The sequence below is a fragment of the Pistricoccus aurantiacus genome (assembly GCF_007954585.1).
Classification (GTDB): Bacteria; Pseudomonadota; Gammaproteobacteria; order Pseudomonadales; family Halomonadaceae; genus Pistricoccus; species Pistricoccus aurantiacus.
In genome coordinates, this window is record NZ_CP042382.1 from 1,278,612 (window position 1) to 1,292,900 (window position 14,289).

General features: G+C 55.1%; 15 protein-coding genes. 6 read left to right on the forward strand and 9 right to left on the reverse strand.

Annotated features, from left to right (window positions below; translation table 11 throughout):
* The first annotated feature begins 4 nt into the window (after positions 1-4).
* Both FGL86_RS06170 and FGL86_RS06175 read left to right on the forward strand, forming a co-directional pair.
* Positions 5-850: an AAA family ATPase gene (locus tag FGL86_RS06170; protein ID WP_147183763.1), complete on the forward strand. Its 846-nt coding sequence runs from the start codon at positions 5-7 to the stop codon at positions 848-850.
* 3 nt (positions 851-853) lie between these two features.
* Entirely contained in the window at positions 854-2,032 is a 1,179-nt protein-coding gene (locus tag FGL86_RS06175) for a vWA domain-containing protein (protein ID WP_147183764.1), read from the forward strand.
* A gap of 10 nt (positions 2,033-2,042) precedes the next feature.
* Here FGL86_RS06175 and FGL86_RS06180 read toward each other — a convergent pair whose 3' ends face one another.
* The 3 genes from FGL86_RS06180 to FGL86_RS18380 form a co-directional block, all read right to left on the reverse strand.
* On the reverse strand, positions 2,043-2,804 hold the full coding sequence (locus FGL86_RS06180) for a metallophosphoesterase (RefSeq protein ID WP_147183765.1): 762 nt from the start codon (positions 2,802-2,804) through the stop codon (positions 2,043-2,045).
* A gap of 135 nt (positions 2,805-2,939) precedes the next feature.
* Complete coding sequence (locus tag FGL86_RS06185; RefSeq protein ID WP_147183766.1) at positions 2,940-3,164, reverse strand: addiction module protein; 225 nt, start codon at positions 3,162-3,164, stop codon at positions 2,940-2,942.
* Between the two features lie 728 nt (positions 3,165-3,892).
* Positions 3,893-4,183: an IS3 family transposase gene (locus tag FGL86_RS18380; protein ID WP_425468315.1), complete on the reverse strand. Its 291-nt coding sequence runs from the start codon at positions 4,181-4,183 to the stop codon at positions 3,893-3,895.
* On the opposite strand from FGL86_RS18380, the gene FGL86_RS06200 reads away from it, so the two are divergent.
* From FGL86_RS06200 to FGL86_RS06210, 3 genes are all read left to right on the forward strand, one after another.
* Positions 4,065-5,197 (forward strand): IS3 family transposase gene (locus FGL86_RS06200; RefSeq protein WP_425468316.1). Its coding sequence is split into 2 segments (ribosomal slippage): positions 4,065-4,320 and positions 4,320-5,197, totalling 1,134 coding nucleotides; the frame shifts between segments, so codons are not numbered across the junction. The genes FGL86_RS18380 and FGL86_RS06200 overlap by 119 nt on opposite strands.
* Positions 5,198-5,250: 53 nt before the next feature.
* Entirely contained in the window at positions 5,251-5,616 is a 366-nt protein-coding gene (locus FGL86_RS18000) for a hypothetical protein (RefSeq protein ID WP_222433800.1), read from the forward strand.
* Between the two features lie 38 nt (positions 5,617-5,654).
* On the forward strand, positions 5,655-5,897 hold the full coding sequence (locus FGL86_RS06210) for a hypothetical protein (protein WP_147183769.1): 243 nt from the start codon (positions 5,655-5,657) through the stop codon (positions 5,895-5,897).
* Between the two features lie 198 nt (positions 5,898-6,095).
* Here FGL86_RS06210 and FGL86_RS06215 read toward each other — a convergent pair whose 3' ends face one another.
* Together FGL86_RS06215 and FGL86_RS06220 are read right to left on the reverse strand one after the other, a co-directional pair.
* Positions 6,096-6,743, reverse strand: a complete 648-nt coding sequence (locus FGL86_RS06215) for a hypothetical protein (protein WP_147183770.1) — start codon at positions 6,741-6,743, stop codon at positions 6,096-6,098.
* 97 nt (positions 6,744-6,840) lie between these two features.
* Positions 6,841-8,541 (reverse strand): AIPR family protein, encoded by a 1,701-nt coding sequence (locus tag FGL86_RS06220; protein WP_147183771.1) that lies wholly within the window; start codon positions 8,539-8,541, stop codon positions 6,841-6,843.
* Positions 8,542-8,615: 74 nt separating this feature from the next.
* Between FGL86_RS06220 and FGL86_RS06225 the strand changes: the two genes are divergently transcribed.
* Positions 8,616-9,635 (forward strand): IS30 family transposase, encoded by a 1,020-nt coding sequence (locus FGL86_RS06225; RefSeq protein WP_147183025.1) that lies wholly within the window; start codon positions 8,616-8,618, stop codon positions 9,633-9,635.
* A 119-nt stretch (positions 9,636-9,754) separates the two neighbouring features.
* Here the strand turns inward: FGL86_RS06225 and FGL86_RS06230 are convergent, their stop codons facing one another.
* The 4 genes from FGL86_RS06230 to FGL86_RS06245 all read right to left on the reverse strand — a co-directional run bounded on the left by FGL86_RS06230 (position 9,755) and on the right by FGL86_RS06245 (position 14,199).
* Positions 9,755-10,867, reverse strand: coding sequence for an IS3 family transposase (locus FGL86_RS06230; protein WP_147183772.1), 1,113 nt, complete (start codon positions 10,865-10,867; stop codon positions 9,755-9,757).
* Positions 10,864-11,268 carry a transposase gene (locus tag FGL86_RS06235; protein ID WP_147183356.1) on the reverse strand — a complete coding sequence of 135 codons (405 nt, stop codon included), beginning with the start codon at positions 11,266-11,268 and terminating at the stop codon, positions 10,864-10,866. Before FGL86_RS06235 ends, FGL86_RS06230 begins: the two co-directional genes overlap by 4 nt.
* Before the next feature lie 564 nt (positions 11,269-11,832).
* The gene (locus FGL86_RS06240; RefSeq protein ID WP_147183773.1) at positions 11,833-12,381 is read right to left on the reverse strand and encodes an NADPH-dependent FMN reductase; all 549 of its coding nucleotides are present in this window, start codon (positions 12,379-12,381) and stop codon (positions 11,833-11,835) included.
* A 78-nt stretch (positions 12,382-12,459) separates the two neighbouring features.
* Positions 12,460-14,199, reverse strand: coding sequence for an isocitrate/isopropylmalate family dehydrogenase (locus FGL86_RS06245; protein ID WP_147183774.1), 1,740 nt, complete (start codon positions 14,197-14,199; stop codon positions 12,460-12,462).
* Positions 14,200-14,289 lie beyond the last annotated feature (90 nt).

Here is a 14,289-nt window from a genome sequence, read left to right on the forward strand (position 1 = left end):
CAAGATGGCATTCGATTCCACTTCCACCTACGTGGCCACGGAGGCCTTGAAGCAGGCGGTGAACGCTGCCGTGACGCTCCAGCGCCCGCTATTGATCAAGGGAGAGCCGGGCACCGGCAAGACCCTGCTCGCCGAGGAGTTGGCGGCCGCCCTGGATACCCCGCTGATCACCTGGCATATCAAGTCCTCCACCAAGGCGGCCCAGGGACTCTACGAATACGACGCGGTGAGCCGGCTGCGGGATTCCCAACTGGGCATCGAGGGGGTGGAGAACGTCGCCAACTACATCCGCCCGGGCAAGCTGTGGGAGGCCTTCACCGCGGACCGGCGGGTGGTGCTGCTGATCGACGAGATCGACAAGGCGGATATCGAGTTTCCCAATGATCTGCTGCAGGAACTTGATCGCATGGAGTTCCACGTCTACGAGACCGGCGAGACTGTCGCCGCGGAACACCGACCGATCATCGTCATCACCTCCAACAACGAGAAGGAACTGCCGGACGCCTTCCTGCGCCGCTGTTTCTTCCACTACATCGAGTTTCCGGATCGCCAGACCATGCAGCGCATCATCGACGTGCACTTCCCGGCTATCGCGCCGAGGCTGGTCAGCGAAGCGTTGGAAGTGTTCTTCGATCTGCGCGATACGCCGGGGCTCAAGAAGAAGCCTTCCACCTCGGAACTGGTGGACTGGCTGAAGCTCCTGATGGCGGATCAGCTGGCGGAAGAAGCGCTCTATCAGCGCGATCCGGTGAAGGCGATTCCGCCGCTTGCCGGCGCCTTGGTCAAGAACGAGCAGGATACCCATCTGCTGGAACGGTTGGCCTTCATGCTGCGTCGCCAGGGGCGCTAAGTCATGTTTATCGGCCTGTTCGAGACCCTGAAGCGCCATGAGGTGCCGGTATCGCTGCGCGAACTGCTCGACCTGCATGCGGTAGTGGAGCGAGGCGTGGTATTTGCTGACATGGAGGCGTTCTATCAACTGGCGCGCACGGTGATGGTCAAGGACGAGCGCCATTTCGATCGTTTCGATCGCGCCTTTGCCGCCTGGTTCGAAGGGCTCGAGGACATGGACGCCGCCATCGAGGCGCTGATCCCGGAAGACTGGCTGCGCCGGGAGTTCGAGAAATCCCTCTCAGAAGAAGAGAAGGCCAAGATCGAATCCCTGGGCGGGCTGGAGAAGCTGATCGAGACCTTCAAGCAGCGTCTCGAGGAACAAAAGGAACGCCACGCCGGCGGCAACAAGTGGATCGGCACCGGTGGCACCAGCCCCTTCGGCGCCTACGGCTACAATCCGGAAGGCATCCGCATCGGTCAGGACGGCTCCCGCCATCGCCGGGCGGTCAAGGTCTGGGACGAGCGGCGCTTTCGCGACTACGACGACGATCTGGAACTCGGTACTCGCAATATCAAGATGGCGCTGCGGCGGCTGCGCCGTTTCGCCCGGCAGGGCGCGCTGGATGAATTCGATATCGACGCCACCATCCGCGAGACCGCCCGGGACGCGGGTCTGCTCAACGTGCAGATGCGCCCGGAGCGCCATAACGCGGTGAAGGTGCTGTTGCTGCTCGATGTGGGCGGTTCCATGGATGATCACATCCGTACCTGCGAGGAGCTTTTCTCCGCGGCGCGTTCCGAGTTCAAGCACCTGGAGCACTACTACTTCCACAATTGCGTCTACGAAGGTCTGTGGCAGGACAACGCTCGGCGTCGGGAGCGGCCGATCCCCACCCTGGACGTGTTGCATACCTATGGCGCGGACTATCAGGTGGTGATCGTCGGTGACGCCTCCATGTCCCCCTACGAGATCACCCATCCCGGTGGCAGCGTCGAACATTTCAATCGTGAGTCGGGGGGCGTTTGGCTAAAGCGCCTGGTCGACGCCTTCCCGCATCTGGTATGGCTCAACCCCATGCCGCCGCGCTACTGGGAATTCACTCACTCCACGCATTTGATTCGCGACATCATCGGCGACCGCATGTATCCCATGACACCGGCGGGGCTGGAAGCGGCCATGAGCGAGCTGGCGCGTTGAGTGACAGCGCCTAGATATCGATAACCAGACGTGGCTGAAAGAGCGGCGGGTCGAATTCATCGGGATAGCCGCCGGGATTCGCGATAACCCGCGTACCGGCTATCTCCAGGTTCACCGGCTCGTGAACATGACCATGAATCCATATATCCATCTTTCCCATCAACGCCTCGAGGGGCGAGGCAAAGGCCGGCGATAATGGGTCGCCCTGATACTGTGTCGGAATGCATTCCGCCAGCGGGGCGTGATGACTGATTACTAAGGTAGGGCCGTCGTGAGGCTTGGCCAGCTCCGTCTCGAGCCACTGCCGCGCCTGGCGGTGAAGCGCCTGACTTGCCTCCGGTGTGAAGACCTCGCCAACCGGCTCCTCGATAATCGAGAAGTCCGGCATAAAGGCCAGCGCCTTGGCATACATCCGTTCACGATCGTGCTCCGGCAGACCGTCGTACAGGCAAAAATCGCTCCATAGGGTCGTGCCGAGAAAACGCACGCCATCGAGTACCAGGGCGCCGTTGTCCAACAGGTGAATCCCCAAGCGATTAGCGGTAGCCCGCATCCGGTCGCGCAATCCCGTTACCTGGCCGCCGTAGTATTCATGGTTGCCCGGCACATAGAGGATCGGTACATCGGAGAAATGCGCCGCCGCCCACTCGAGGCCAAGCTCCGCCGAGTGGATATCCCCGGCCAGCACCACCGCATCCACCGCTTCCTGCGGAATATCGCGACCCTCGTCGAAGTGTTCCAGGTGTAGATCGGAGAGAATTTGTAAGCGCATGTCGAGGCCTTGAAAAGTCGTTCTGCAAAATAGCGTTTGGTTAAAGTCTGCCGAGCCAGTACTGGGGGGGACGCCGGTCATAAAAACCTACTGCTTTCAGGAATTCGGCTTCCGCTACCGGGTGAAAAAAAGAGCTCATCCGATCAGTGCTCGTGCCTTCCTCATGACATCGTCACCTGGCACCGACTGAATCGAGCCATTATCGAGCTCTTCGGCTCTGCGCCGAGCTTCGAGCAGCCAGTCTGATCGAAGCTCCTCTGCCGAAGGTGATTCCAGGCTCAAGACCAGCCGCTGAATCAATTGTGCCCGCTCTTCTTTAGGGAGATGGAGGGCCTCATCCTCGATTCGCTGGAGATCCATGGAAAGCTCCTCTCTTTTGCGTATTCTTGAATTTTGGCACGGATGGGGGGCGGGGGCCACGATTCAGGTTTTCCGGAGATCCCGGCACTTGGCAACTAGGGGATGTCGATTGGGGACTTGCGTGATGCAAGGCCAATCAGTACTACTCCAGCGCCCAGCAACCATTGAGCGTCAAGATATGGTAACCAGTTGTTGTATCCATCAATAATCGCCAAAAAAATTATGATCAATCCGGCAATAATGGAAACGCTACGAAATATATGTTTTGGTTTAGCCATATTTGATATTTCTTCATTCGATAGCGGGCTATGTGTAGCGCAACGTGTTATCCCGAGTTCGACAGTTTCTTCTGTAAATCATTGATTTTATTAAATCGATGGCCTTTTGCAGTGACACGTTTTGCTTTATGCATCTTGCCATTCTGGCCAGTTTGACAGTATCGGGCTGGTACGTATTGCGATACGAGGTTTTGTTTTTCTCTCACAAAATCAATTATCTACGCCGAATAATGGTTGTTGTAGTGTCAATTCTGGAAACATATTTTCTGGAAAATCAATCACTTACACTTATAACTGTCGAGCTCGGGTTCCCAGGATCCCTGCGCTTGTCCGGATCGTAGGCCGTGCGGCGATGCGGTATTTTGGATGAAACACCGACAGATCCAGCTTGTGCTCGATCAGGTAATGAACGGCGTGTTGGAGTTCCCCAAATAAAGTGGACACGCTCCATCAGCTAATCCCTTCGAACTCTATCGGAGTCCGGTAACCCAAGCCACTGTGCAGCCGCTGGCTGTTATAAAAGCCCTCAATATAGTCTTTTATGTGTTTCCGTATGAACTGGACCCCGAAATTTGGACAGGTGCCTAAGCTCTGATTCATCATCTCCCTCAGGAGGAGAATCATGAGCAAGAAACGCCAACAGTACAGCGCTTCATTCAAGTCCAAGGTTGCCCTGGCCGCTCTCAAGGGTGACCAGACCACTTCCGAGATCGCCGCCCGTTTCCAGATCCATCCGACCATGGTCAGCACCTGGAAACGCGAGCTGCTGGAAAATGCCCCTGACCTCTTCGAAGGCAAGAAGAAGGCTGGCAAGCCGTCCAACGAGCCCAACACCGATGAACTCTATCGCGAGATCGGCCGGTTGACGGTGGAACGCGATTTTTTATCGCGCAAGCTCGATCAGTAAGTCGTCGACGCCGGTTGGCGATGATCGAGCGCGACCACCCTGATATCAGCATGACGTGCCAATGTGAATTGCTCAAATTGAGCCGCTCATCGGTGTACTACCGTCCTCGGCAACAGCGTCAGAAGGATTTGAATCTCATGTATCTACTTGATCAGCAACATCTGGAAACGCCGTATTACGGGTCTCGCAAAATGCGGGCGTTCCTGCAGCGCCAGGGCTATCAGGTAAACCGCAAGCGAGTCCAGCGACTGATGCGCACCATGGGCCTGCAGGCGGTATACCCGCGTCCGAGAACCAGCATTCCCGGCGAGGGGCACAAGGTTTATCCCTACCTGCTCAAAGGGCGCCGGATCGACCGGCCCAACCAGGTGTGGGCCGCCGATATCACGTATGCGCCGCTGGCCCGGGGCTTCATGTGCCTGGTGGCCATCATGGACTGGCACACTCGCAAGGTGCTGTCCTGGCGCGTCTCGAACACCCTGGACGCTGACTTCTGCGTTGATGCTCTGGAGGAGGCCCTGCAACGTCATGGAACGCCGGAAATCTTCAACACGGATCAGGGTGTCCAGTTCACCAGTGAAGCCTTCACCGATGTTCTCAAGCATCATGGCATCCGGATCAGCATGGACGGCAAGGGCTGCTACCATGACAATATCTTCGTGGAACGCCTCTGGCGCAGTGTCAAACATGAGTGCATCTACCTCACCGCCTTCGAGGATGGGCGACACTTGAGACAGGCGCTTAACCGGTACTTCCGGCACTACAATCAGGAGCGGTTCCATCAGAGCCATGATTATCAAACACCCGACGAGGTGTATTACCAGCCATCCGTGACCCTGGCAGCTTGAGCCGGGTAAACAAAGAGGTCAGAGCTTAGTAACACCTTCAAGCTGTCCAGCTGATGGGGTCCACCTCAGTCCATGCCCGGCAGTGGTATAGCGCCTACGTCGACTGGTACAACCTGCAGCACCATCACAGCGGGCTGGCTGGCTTCACGCCGGAGCAGGTCTTCACCGGCCGATATCGCGAGATAGCGAAGGTCCGCCAGCGAGCGCTCGATGACAGCTTCGAGGCGCACCCCGAGCGGTTCCTACGCGGACGCCCCAAGGTGGTGATGCCTCCGGCCAGTGTCTCGATCAATCCGGTACAGCCCGATGACGACGACCCAGCGCCCTACAGTGTGGTGAACTTCCCGACGCTATCGGCGGCGGGCAACACCGAGACGAAATCGACACTAATTTTTAACGATCTGTCCGAATCAGGTTGACAGGTTCCGCTGCCGGACACACCGGCGGTGTGCCAGTCATGGATATGCTGTTGCCAGAAGTGTTCCCGTTCGATCGGGGTCATGCTGATTCCTCGTGGTGTGGGTCAGGGAATCAGTGTGTTCAATTGCAGGGTCGGGGGGTAGGTGCTGATTTATTGGCGCTTACGTTTCAGGCGGGCAGCCTCATCCTGTCCCTGGATTTTCTTCTTCGCGTCGGCTGGCGCTTTCTTGACCCGTTTCATGGCAAACTTTCCTTCACGGTATTCCTTGCATCAGCGTGACAGCATGAAGGAATGAATATCTAGCGCTTCGGCAACGCTTTCACACTGCGGTGGGCCTGGTGATGCCACTCCACGGCTTTGACTTTGAACTCGACGCTATACCTTTGAGTCTTCTTCCCGGTGTTCATGGCAGGCATCGCTCTTCTCCCTAGCCGGAGTTATCGATGCGTGTCTACTGATTCGGGGGAAGTCCACATCCTACTGGCTGCCATTGTTATGCTCAATTTCTTTGTTTACAGCCTCAAATCCCTCTACTAACTCTTTCCAATTCCTGATTCTTTTGATTTCAGTTTTCTCTGGCTTGGACCCTGAAATTGTCTCTAAGAATTTACTCATTTCTTCGGCATCGGATGAACGAAAAACAAAACTTGTGTCCAAATTTACATTATTTGGAATCAAAACTACGTCTCTGAGCTCTGCAGAGTATTTCGATAGTTCTGAAAACGATGCCTCATGGGGATTTTCTGACTTCAATTTCCCAGCGACTACAAAAGATGCATAGTTCATATGGGCCTTATCTAACTTTATTGGAAATACACTCAATTCTGAGCTGTCTCTATTATAAACGGCCGCTGTAGTAACCCATTCTCCTGGTTCTTTTTCCGTAGGGTTAGTAACAACCAAAAAACCCTCTATTGCATGATTCGTTTCTTCCCAAGCAACTCTGGCCTTTACTTCTGGAAGAACTTCTACGATACGATTTACGCGATTGTCTGTGTTAGATACTTGAGCCGTCATGGATGATAGGGTCTTGTTCATATCAAAAACGTTAGAGCCCAAAAAACCAAGTGGAACTAAAATAATTCCGCCGATAATCAACTGTATCCATGTTTCATTTTTCATCATGCCCTCTCAACTTGATGTTGCATAATGCCAACAGCGCGCGCGACTGCGAAATGAAGGCGAAGCCGCAATGTAGCAGACGTCGCCGTGACTGTTATTGTTAGCTCACCTTCGCCAACATCTCCTCTAATACTGCCTGACGTTTCAATCGGTCATCTGTAAGGTTTTCAAAAGACTGGATAATACCAATTGCTTCGTTAAATGGGTCTAGCACTGATGATCCGCGTTTAGAAAAGGCAGAAATTAACTTCTTTGTGTATGCTTCCACCTTTCTGGAATTAAGTTTTGGAACGTCTTTTCCTGCAACGATCGCTCTAACTAGAACAAGAATATGCCACTTATACTTACGCATATTTTGAGGTATATCTGCGCTAGCCACTAGCAAATGCAATCGGTAGAGAGAAAGACATGCCGCATAGAAAACCGACTCTTTAGTATCATCAGAGAAAATCTGATCACCTAGCTGCTCGTACATTTGCTTTGGATAACGATAGGCAAGGTCGGGGCGCTCAAAGAACATCGAGGCAACAGCTTTTGCTGCAACATTTACATTGAAAGTTCGCACAGCAGGTATATCACGACCTACATATTGCCTATCACGGCGTTCGAAATACAGCCGCCCGTCCTGTCCTTCGAAAGAATTGAAGTATTCTTCGACCCTTTTTACTATCGGGCGAAGTGATAAAAATTGTGTTTCATCAACTTTTGATTGGCTGTTTGTCGCCCGGACTAAGTCCGCGAAAACATCTTCATTCGAGGTCTCGACCACCTTCAGGTTTACCATCACTGAATCGTTTAGGTTCTCCCTGCACTCAAACAGCACATTTGAGGTCTGACAGCCATTTACAATCTGGAAATTCTCTAGATGAAGAACGCTTCCTTGGACTCTCACGTCAGGACTCACAATTGTAATTCCATTGTTTAGAACAGGAAATCTAGTCGATTGGTTTATCTCATCGAGAGTTCTGGCTATTGATTCATTTACTGGATTTTCAATGCCCAGAAATGCTCTGACATTCTCCTGAAAAACATGCGCTCTAAGGTTTCCGTCCTCATTTATAAGAAGGCTATCCACGAGATCCTTAGCCTTGACAACTGCAAGGTACGCCTCATCTATCCCATGAATCTTTGGAAGTGCGGCATTACTAAACATTTCGAGTTCCGAGCTGACGGTCTCATAAGTACTAACCCAAAGGTTAGTTATCTCTTCACGCCCAAAGAACTCAATGTCAATATTTCCAAAATAGCCAAGATCGGTCAATTGATTCGCGAAATCGTTTTTTGCATTTTCTAATGCTTCGGGCTTCCTATATATCCCTGTAGTGACGAATCTGGCGGTTAGATTCGGCTTACCGCCTCTTATCTTTGGGACGTTACTCAAAATAACGTCAAATATTTCACGTGCATTATTTTGCACTGTATCATTCGATTTATAATTGTCAGAGGCTGTGAATCTAAGAATTGCCTCTTTAAATTTCAGGAAGTCGCCTAAATCATAACCTTCGCTAGTTTTGGCCTGAATAAAAACAACTTCAACATCATGGTTCTTTCTCCCAGAGCTAAAACACGCCTCAGCGTCTTCTGAGGAGATAACCAGCTCTTCATCTATTATGATAGCCACGCCATCGATTCCATCATCCGTCTCGCTAGAAGTAACATCGTCAAGTTCATAAGTATTGACTAGCCTGCCAGCTAATACTGAGTAATTCACGAATAACTCAAACTGTTTAGATTCATCCAACTGCTCAAACCCATGACTATTAACAAAGCTTTCAAGATGGGTCTTGGTTATTCTATGCATAGGTCAGTCCTTCTCCTAGATGGGCGGCCTCAATGACCAAGTGCAACACCTGATCCATCAGGTATCGTGTTGCCATGACTTGCTACTATCACCATCTTTCTGCTGAAGACCGCGCCGCTATCATGATGATGCGAGCCTCTCACTCGATCCGGGCTATCGCCAGTCACTTGGGGCGCTCACCCAGTACGGTGTCACGGGAATTCAGGCGTCATACCGTCACTCCTGTAAAGGGATATGACGCTAGCCTGGCGGGCTATCGCGCTCGGCTGGCACGTCATCGCCAGCGTCGCTTACCCAAGTTGCATCCCGACGGCGAACTGTTTGAACTGGTGGTCTATCTGCTGCGTAAATACTGGTCACCCGAGCAGATAAGCCGCACACTGAAGCGTATGTTTCCTGATCATCCCGACCGCCAGGTCTCCCATGAGTCCATCTACAACGCGCTTCACGTGATGCCGCGAGGCACGCTGAAGAAGGAGCTCATTGCCTGTTTGAGACAGGGCAATGGCAAGCGTCGGCCGAGACGCCAGGGCAAGGATCGACGCCAGCAGATTCCCGATCTGGTCAGTATCCACATGCGCCCGCCCGAGGTTGAAGACCGGCTGATGCCAGGGCATTGGGAGGGCGACCTCATCATGGGCGCCAACAACCGCTCTGCTGTCGGCACGCTGGTCGAGCGCACCACCCGCCTGGTGATCCTGGCGAAGCTGGACGGTACCACGGCTACCGCGGCGGCTATCGGATTCAGTGACAAGCTCAACGAGGTGCCGCGCTCGCTGCGCCTGTCCATGACCTACGATCAGGGCAGAGAAATGACGAAGCATGCCGAGATTACTCAGAAGACTGGCACAGCGATCTACTTTGCGGATCCCCACAGCCCCTGGCAGCGAGGCTCGAATGAAAACACCAATGGTCTGTTGCGGCAGTATTTGCCGAAGGGCACGGACTTGTCGGTCTACAGCCAGGAAGAGCTTGACGTGATCGCCGACTCACTGAATACGCGGCCGAGAAAAACACTGGACTGGAGAACGCCATTGGAGGTTTATGCCGATGTGCTCAAGAAGTCCGTGGCTGGGCCGAACACCCTTCAATAGTGTTGCGCTTGGAACTTGAGGCCGCCATGTCTTAATGAGCTAACAGTGATTAGGTAGCCACCAGATATATTGAATAAACGTGACGGCGCATTTATTGGGTTTCTTGTCTTCGGAACCTGTCAACCTGATTCGGACAGATCGTTAAAAATTAGTGTCGATTTCGTCTCGGTGTTGCCCGCCGCCGATAGCGTCGGGAAGTTCACCACACTGTAGGGCGCTGGGTCGTCGTCATCGGGCTGTACCGGATTGATCGAGACACTGGCCGGAGGCATCACCACCTTGGGGCGTCCGCGTAGGAACCGCTCGGGGTGCGCCTCGAAGCTGTCATCGAGCGCTCGCTGGCGGACCTTCGCTATCTCGCGATATCGGCCGGTGAAGACCTGCTCCGGCGTGAAGCCAGCCAGCCCGCTGTGATGGTGCTGCAGGTTGTACCAGTCGACGTAGGCGCTATACCACTGCCGGGCATGGACGATGCTCTCGAAGCGCCCGGGATAGTCGGGCTGGTACTTGCTGGTCTTGAACTGGCTTTCGCTGAACGGGTTGTCATTACTCACCCTCGGGCGGCTATGGCTGCACGTCACCCCCAGCTCTCCCATGAGGTCCAGGTAGCTCCGGGCGATCATCGGCGAGCCTCGATCCTGGTGGAGCGTCAGCGCTCCATGCGGGATTCCGTAGCGATCTACGGCCTCCTGGAAGAGCTGCTGAGCCAAGGCGGCATTCTCCTTGTGAGAGACCATCCAGGCCACGATGAAGCGGCTGTAAAGGTCCAGCACCACGTAGAGATTGAGGTAGACGCCGCGTCGCCGCGTGGGCAATTTGCTGATGTCCCACGTCCACGCCTCATTGGCGGCCCTTGCCGTGATGCGTGGCACCGCATGGTGTTGGGGCGCACGCTGAGGACGGCGGTCACCGCTCTCCTTGGCCTCACGCAGCTGCCGGTACCAGGTGCTGAGCGAGCCGAGATAGATCCCTTGCTGCAGCAGGTCGTGGTAGATCTCATACACCGGCTGATCCCGGTAGGGCTCGCTATGCGCGATCTCCAGCATTTGCGCTCGCTCCTCGGCCGACAGGGCTCTGGGCTGCGGACAGTGCCGGCGCGAGGTGGAGGCCCCAGTAGAAGGCTCATGGCGGCGTTTTCGCCAGGCGTACACCGTGCTGCGGTTGATGCCCAAGGCTCGACTGGCCATGGCCAATGGAAGCTGCGCCGGGCGCTCTTCGAGCACCGTGATCATGGTTCGCTCCCATTGTTCATGCGATCGAGCATCGATAACGCTTTTTTTTGGAGCGATAGGCAATCTTCGGCGGTCGAGAGCTTCTGCTGAAGATGGGCGTTCTCACGCTCCAGTGCCTCGATACGCTTCTGCTCCGGGGTCTTGCTCGGGTTCGGGCCTGGGGCGGTCTTGTGGAGCTTCTCCACGCCGTTCTCGGCAAGCTCCTTGCGCCAGGTGGTCAGCTGGCTGCTGTACAGCTTTTCGCGGCGCAGCAGCTCTCCAAGTTCGCCATGCCGACAGGCATCGGCTTCTGCCAGGATGCGCAGCTTGTACTCGGTCGAGAACTGACGACGCGTGCGCTTCTCCAGCTTGGGGTTCGGCGTGACCTGATGATCGGGCAGCGCGGTTGGCGGTTTAGGCATGATACGGGCTCCTGAACCTCGGGCTCTGATATTGAGCTTAACTCACTGAGCCGGTGTATGGATTCAGGTTGACACACAGGGTCTTGCCGTCTGGCGATACACCTTATTAATTTTGAAGTAATATAATTCTGGTTGGCGGTATATCCAAAATTCGCGTGCCGGCGCGTTTTGCCAGCATCAATGATACTGTATGGATAACCACGTTCTCGGAGTTTGGTAGACTTTGCATATCCACAGCCTCGCTTGTCAGCTTCTTATCCTTTTTTACCCAACCGATAATGGATATAAGCCATTGGCTAATTACCGGATTCCAAAAAGTTACTGCTACCTTCCGGCATGGTGTAGTGGCTATTCAGGGGATATACACAGCATAGTCCAGTAGTATTACTTTTGTAATTAAATTTACACAATTGATTACGTTCTGTGGCGGTGAAGCTCATCTTTACGCCTGCAGGAAGCTACCTCTTGCATCGGGCTGGGCTTTTCAGTGGTTTATGGGGCGGGCAAAAGAAAGGCGATGCCTTTGGGGAAGCACCGCCGGGTGGGATAGCTAGTTTTTTCGATTCAGCTCTTACTTTTTGCGATCCACTCTAGAAAATCATTCATACGTCGCTGCAACAGCTTTTGCGTCGCTTCGTCGGTGAGCTTGCCGGTTTCGTCGAATTTATCCTGAGCGGTAGGCACCAGGAAGTCCGGGGCGTGTAGTACCGGGGTCAAGGTGCCGGCGAGGATATCGCGTAGGTGCACCTGCGCTCGGACGCCGCCGGTGGCGCTTATGGAGGCGCTGAGAATGGCGGTCGGTTTGCCTTTCAGCACCGATTTATAGGCGGGGCGGGAGGCCCAGTCGATGGCGTTCTTGAGCACGCCGGGCAGGCTGTAGTTGTATTCCGGGGTGGCGATCAGCAGGCCGTCCGCACTTGCAATGGCGTCCAGCAGTTCCTGCACCGCCTGCGGCTTTGTCTCGCCGTCCCGATCGCCGTGGTAGTGGGGCAGGTTGCCGATATCGAAGCTTTCGATGTCGGCTCGGTCGCCAATCACTTCCTCCGCCGCCTCGAGCAGGCGGGTGTTGTAGGAGCCTTTCCTGAGACTGCCGCTGATAGCCAATACTTTCATTGATCTGTTTCCTTACGCCAGGGGAGGCGGCTGCATTTTCTTGTTGACCAGCTTGATTCCTGGTTCTCGGTTTTTGATTCAGGCTGGCAGACGTTCCGCCACCGCGTCGAGAAAGCCTTGCATATCCACCAAGGTTTCCGCGCCCGGGTCGGCGGTCTTGCCTTTGAGATCGCCGGTGATGATGCCATCCGCGACGGTATCGATCAGTGCTTTCTTGAGAGATTTAGCATAGTCGATCAGTGCCTGATTGCCTTCGCGTTCGCCCAGGGTTTCCAGGGCGTTGGCTACGGCGAACAGCAGTGCCGAGGAGTTGAAATGGGCGTCTTGCCCGTCGCTTTCCTGGTACTTGAGGTACAGGTCGTGGGCGGTGCCGTGGGGCGCCTCGAAGAGCATGGTGCCACTCTTGCTTTCGATGATCGAGCTTGCGGTGGCCAGGCTGCCGCCGAGAGCGGCGGAAATATCCGAGAAGATGTCGCCGTCCAGGTTCTGGGCCGGGTAGAGGGCATTGCGCGGCGGATCGGTGATCATCTTGATCAACTGGCTGGAGGGCCGCATGATCATGAAGGAGGGTGGCGCAGTATCCGCCTGGGCCAGCTCGTAGCGCACGTCGGTGATGATGGTGCTGAACACATCGTCGTAGTCCATGTATTCGCGCTTGAGACCGAAGTAGACCTCCTTCTGCTTGCGGGAGGCGTCGCGGAATACCTGCAGCACCCAGTCCTTGATCGCCTGACGATCGTTGGACATCAGCAGGATGGGGTCGCCCTGCTTGACGCGCCGAGCGTGCTTCTCCTCGCCATCGACGATCACCTTGAGAATGCCGTCTTCCCTGGCGGGGGCGTTATAGCTGCCGTACTGATCACCACCGCCGGCACTCATGCGGGAAATCGAGACCTGTGCCTCGCGTTCGGGGATGCCGTGCTGCTTGAGCTGTTCCACCAGCTTGTAGAGCTTGCGCCCGGTGGTGTTGTCCGGCACGCCCCAAAGCGCTCGCTCCGGAGGATTGGCGACGATACGCGCCGCCTGGGCATCGATCAGCTCGTAGTGATAGTCGAGCCCCAGCGCCTCGACCTGCTGCTTGTAATCCTGCTGATAGATCGCCTCGATGGCGGCGCGCATCACGCCGTCATAGCCGGCGATGACGGTATCCTTGAGTCCCAGATAGATATCGCGTTTCTCATCGATGGCCCGCTGGAAGAAGCGGTGCGCCCAGGCCTTGACGTCGTCCAGGTCGTTGGTGGCCAGCAGCCAGGGATCGCCCTTGTTGACCTCGCGGCGGTGCAGTTCCACCGGGTCGCCGCTGGCGCCGACGAACATCAGCTTGACCACGCCGGTGCCCTTGGAAAGCTCGTTGAAGCTGTCCTTGATACCGCCGTGTTCCATGGTATCGACCTCGATATCGCGACCGATCCAATGCGGCTTGTCGAACTGCAGGTTGCGAAACTGGATATCTTCCCGGGTGATATTGCCGCCGATGCCCTTGCGAATGGCGCCGTTGGGAGACTTGGTAGCCAGCGGATGCAGCGTATCACCATCGATTTCCGGGTGCTTGGCCAGCAGTTCCTCGAGCTGGGCACGATTGACGGTCATGCCGGCATTCTTGATGCCCACCTTATACGTATTGAGCGCCTCGATGGCATCCATCACCGCCTGGCCATTGGTGCTCACGCGATGCTCCGCGGAGAGGTCGATCTCCACCATATCCAGATCCAGGCGGGAGGTGACGAAGGTATCGAGGATTCGCTCGAAGGCGACCTGGGCCATCTCGTCGCCGTGCAGAATTACCAGAGGGGAGGCTACCTTGATCTTGCTGCTCATCGTTTCTTCCATGCTGTCGGGTAAGTGCAAACTACAAGCCTACACCTTTCTACACATCCAAGCCGTTCAATCACCGGGGCAGACCAGGAG

What these genes read in the sequence shown, in the direction of transcription:
- FGL86_RS06170 (WP_147183763.1), top strand. Translation starts at nt 5, where the DNA reads ATGGCATTCGATTCCACTTCCACCTACGTGGCCACGGAGGCCTTGAAG.
- FGL86_RS06175 (WP_147183764.1), top strand. Translation starts at nt 854, where the DNA reads ATGTTTATCGGCCTGTTCGAGACCCTGAAGCGCCATGAGGTGCCGGTA.
- FGL86_RS06180 (WP_147183765.1), bottom strand. Translation starts at nt 2,804, where the DNA reads ATGCGCTTACAAATTCTCTCCGATCTACACCTGGAACACTTCGACGAG.
- FGL86_RS06185 (WP_147183766.1), bottom strand. Translation starts at nt 3,164, where the DNA reads ATGGATCTCCAGCGAATCGAGGATGAGGCCCTCCATCTCCCTAAAGAA.
- FGL86_RS18380 (WP_425468315.1), bottom strand. Translation starts at nt 4,183, where the DNA reads ATGGTCGGATGGATCTGGAAACGGGCGGCGATCTCGGAAGTGGTCTGG.
- FGL86_RS18000 (WP_222433800.1), top strand. Translation starts at nt 5,251, where the DNA reads ATGGGGTCCACCTCAGTCCATGCCCGGCAGTGGTATAGCGCCTACGTC.
- FGL86_RS06210 (WP_147183769.1), top strand. Translation starts at nt 5,655, where the DNA reads ATGGATATGCTGTTGCCAGAAGTGTTCCCGTTCGATCGGGGTCATGCT.
- FGL86_RS06215 (WP_147183770.1), bottom strand. Translation starts at nt 6,743, where the DNA reads ATGATGAAAAATGAAACATGGATACAGTTGATTATCGGCGGAATTATT.
- FGL86_RS06220 (WP_147183771.1), bottom strand. Translation starts at nt 8,541, where the DNA reads ATGCATAGAATAACCAAGACCCATCTTGAAAGCTTTGTTAATAGTCAT.
- FGL86_RS06225 (WP_147183025.1), top strand. Translation starts at nt 8,616, where the DNA reads ATGACTTGCTACTATCACCATCTTTCTGCTGAAGACCGCGCCGCTATC.
- FGL86_RS06230 (WP_147183772.1), bottom strand. Translation starts at nt 10,867, where the DNA reads ATGATCACGGTGCTCGAAGAGCGCCCGGCGCAGCTTCCATTGGCCATG.
- FGL86_RS06235 (WP_147183356.1), bottom strand. Translation starts at nt 11,268, where the DNA reads ATGCCTAAACCGCCAACCGCGCTGCCCGATCATCAGGTCACGCCGAAC.
- FGL86_RS06240 (WP_147183773.1), bottom strand. Translation starts at nt 12,381, where the DNA reads ATGAAAGTATTGGCTATCAGCGGCAGTCTCAGGAAAGGCTCCTACAAC.
- FGL86_RS06245 (WP_147183774.1), bottom strand. Translation starts at nt 14,199, where the DNA reads ATGAGCAGCAAGATCAAGGTAGCCTCCCCTCTGGTAATTCTGCACGGC.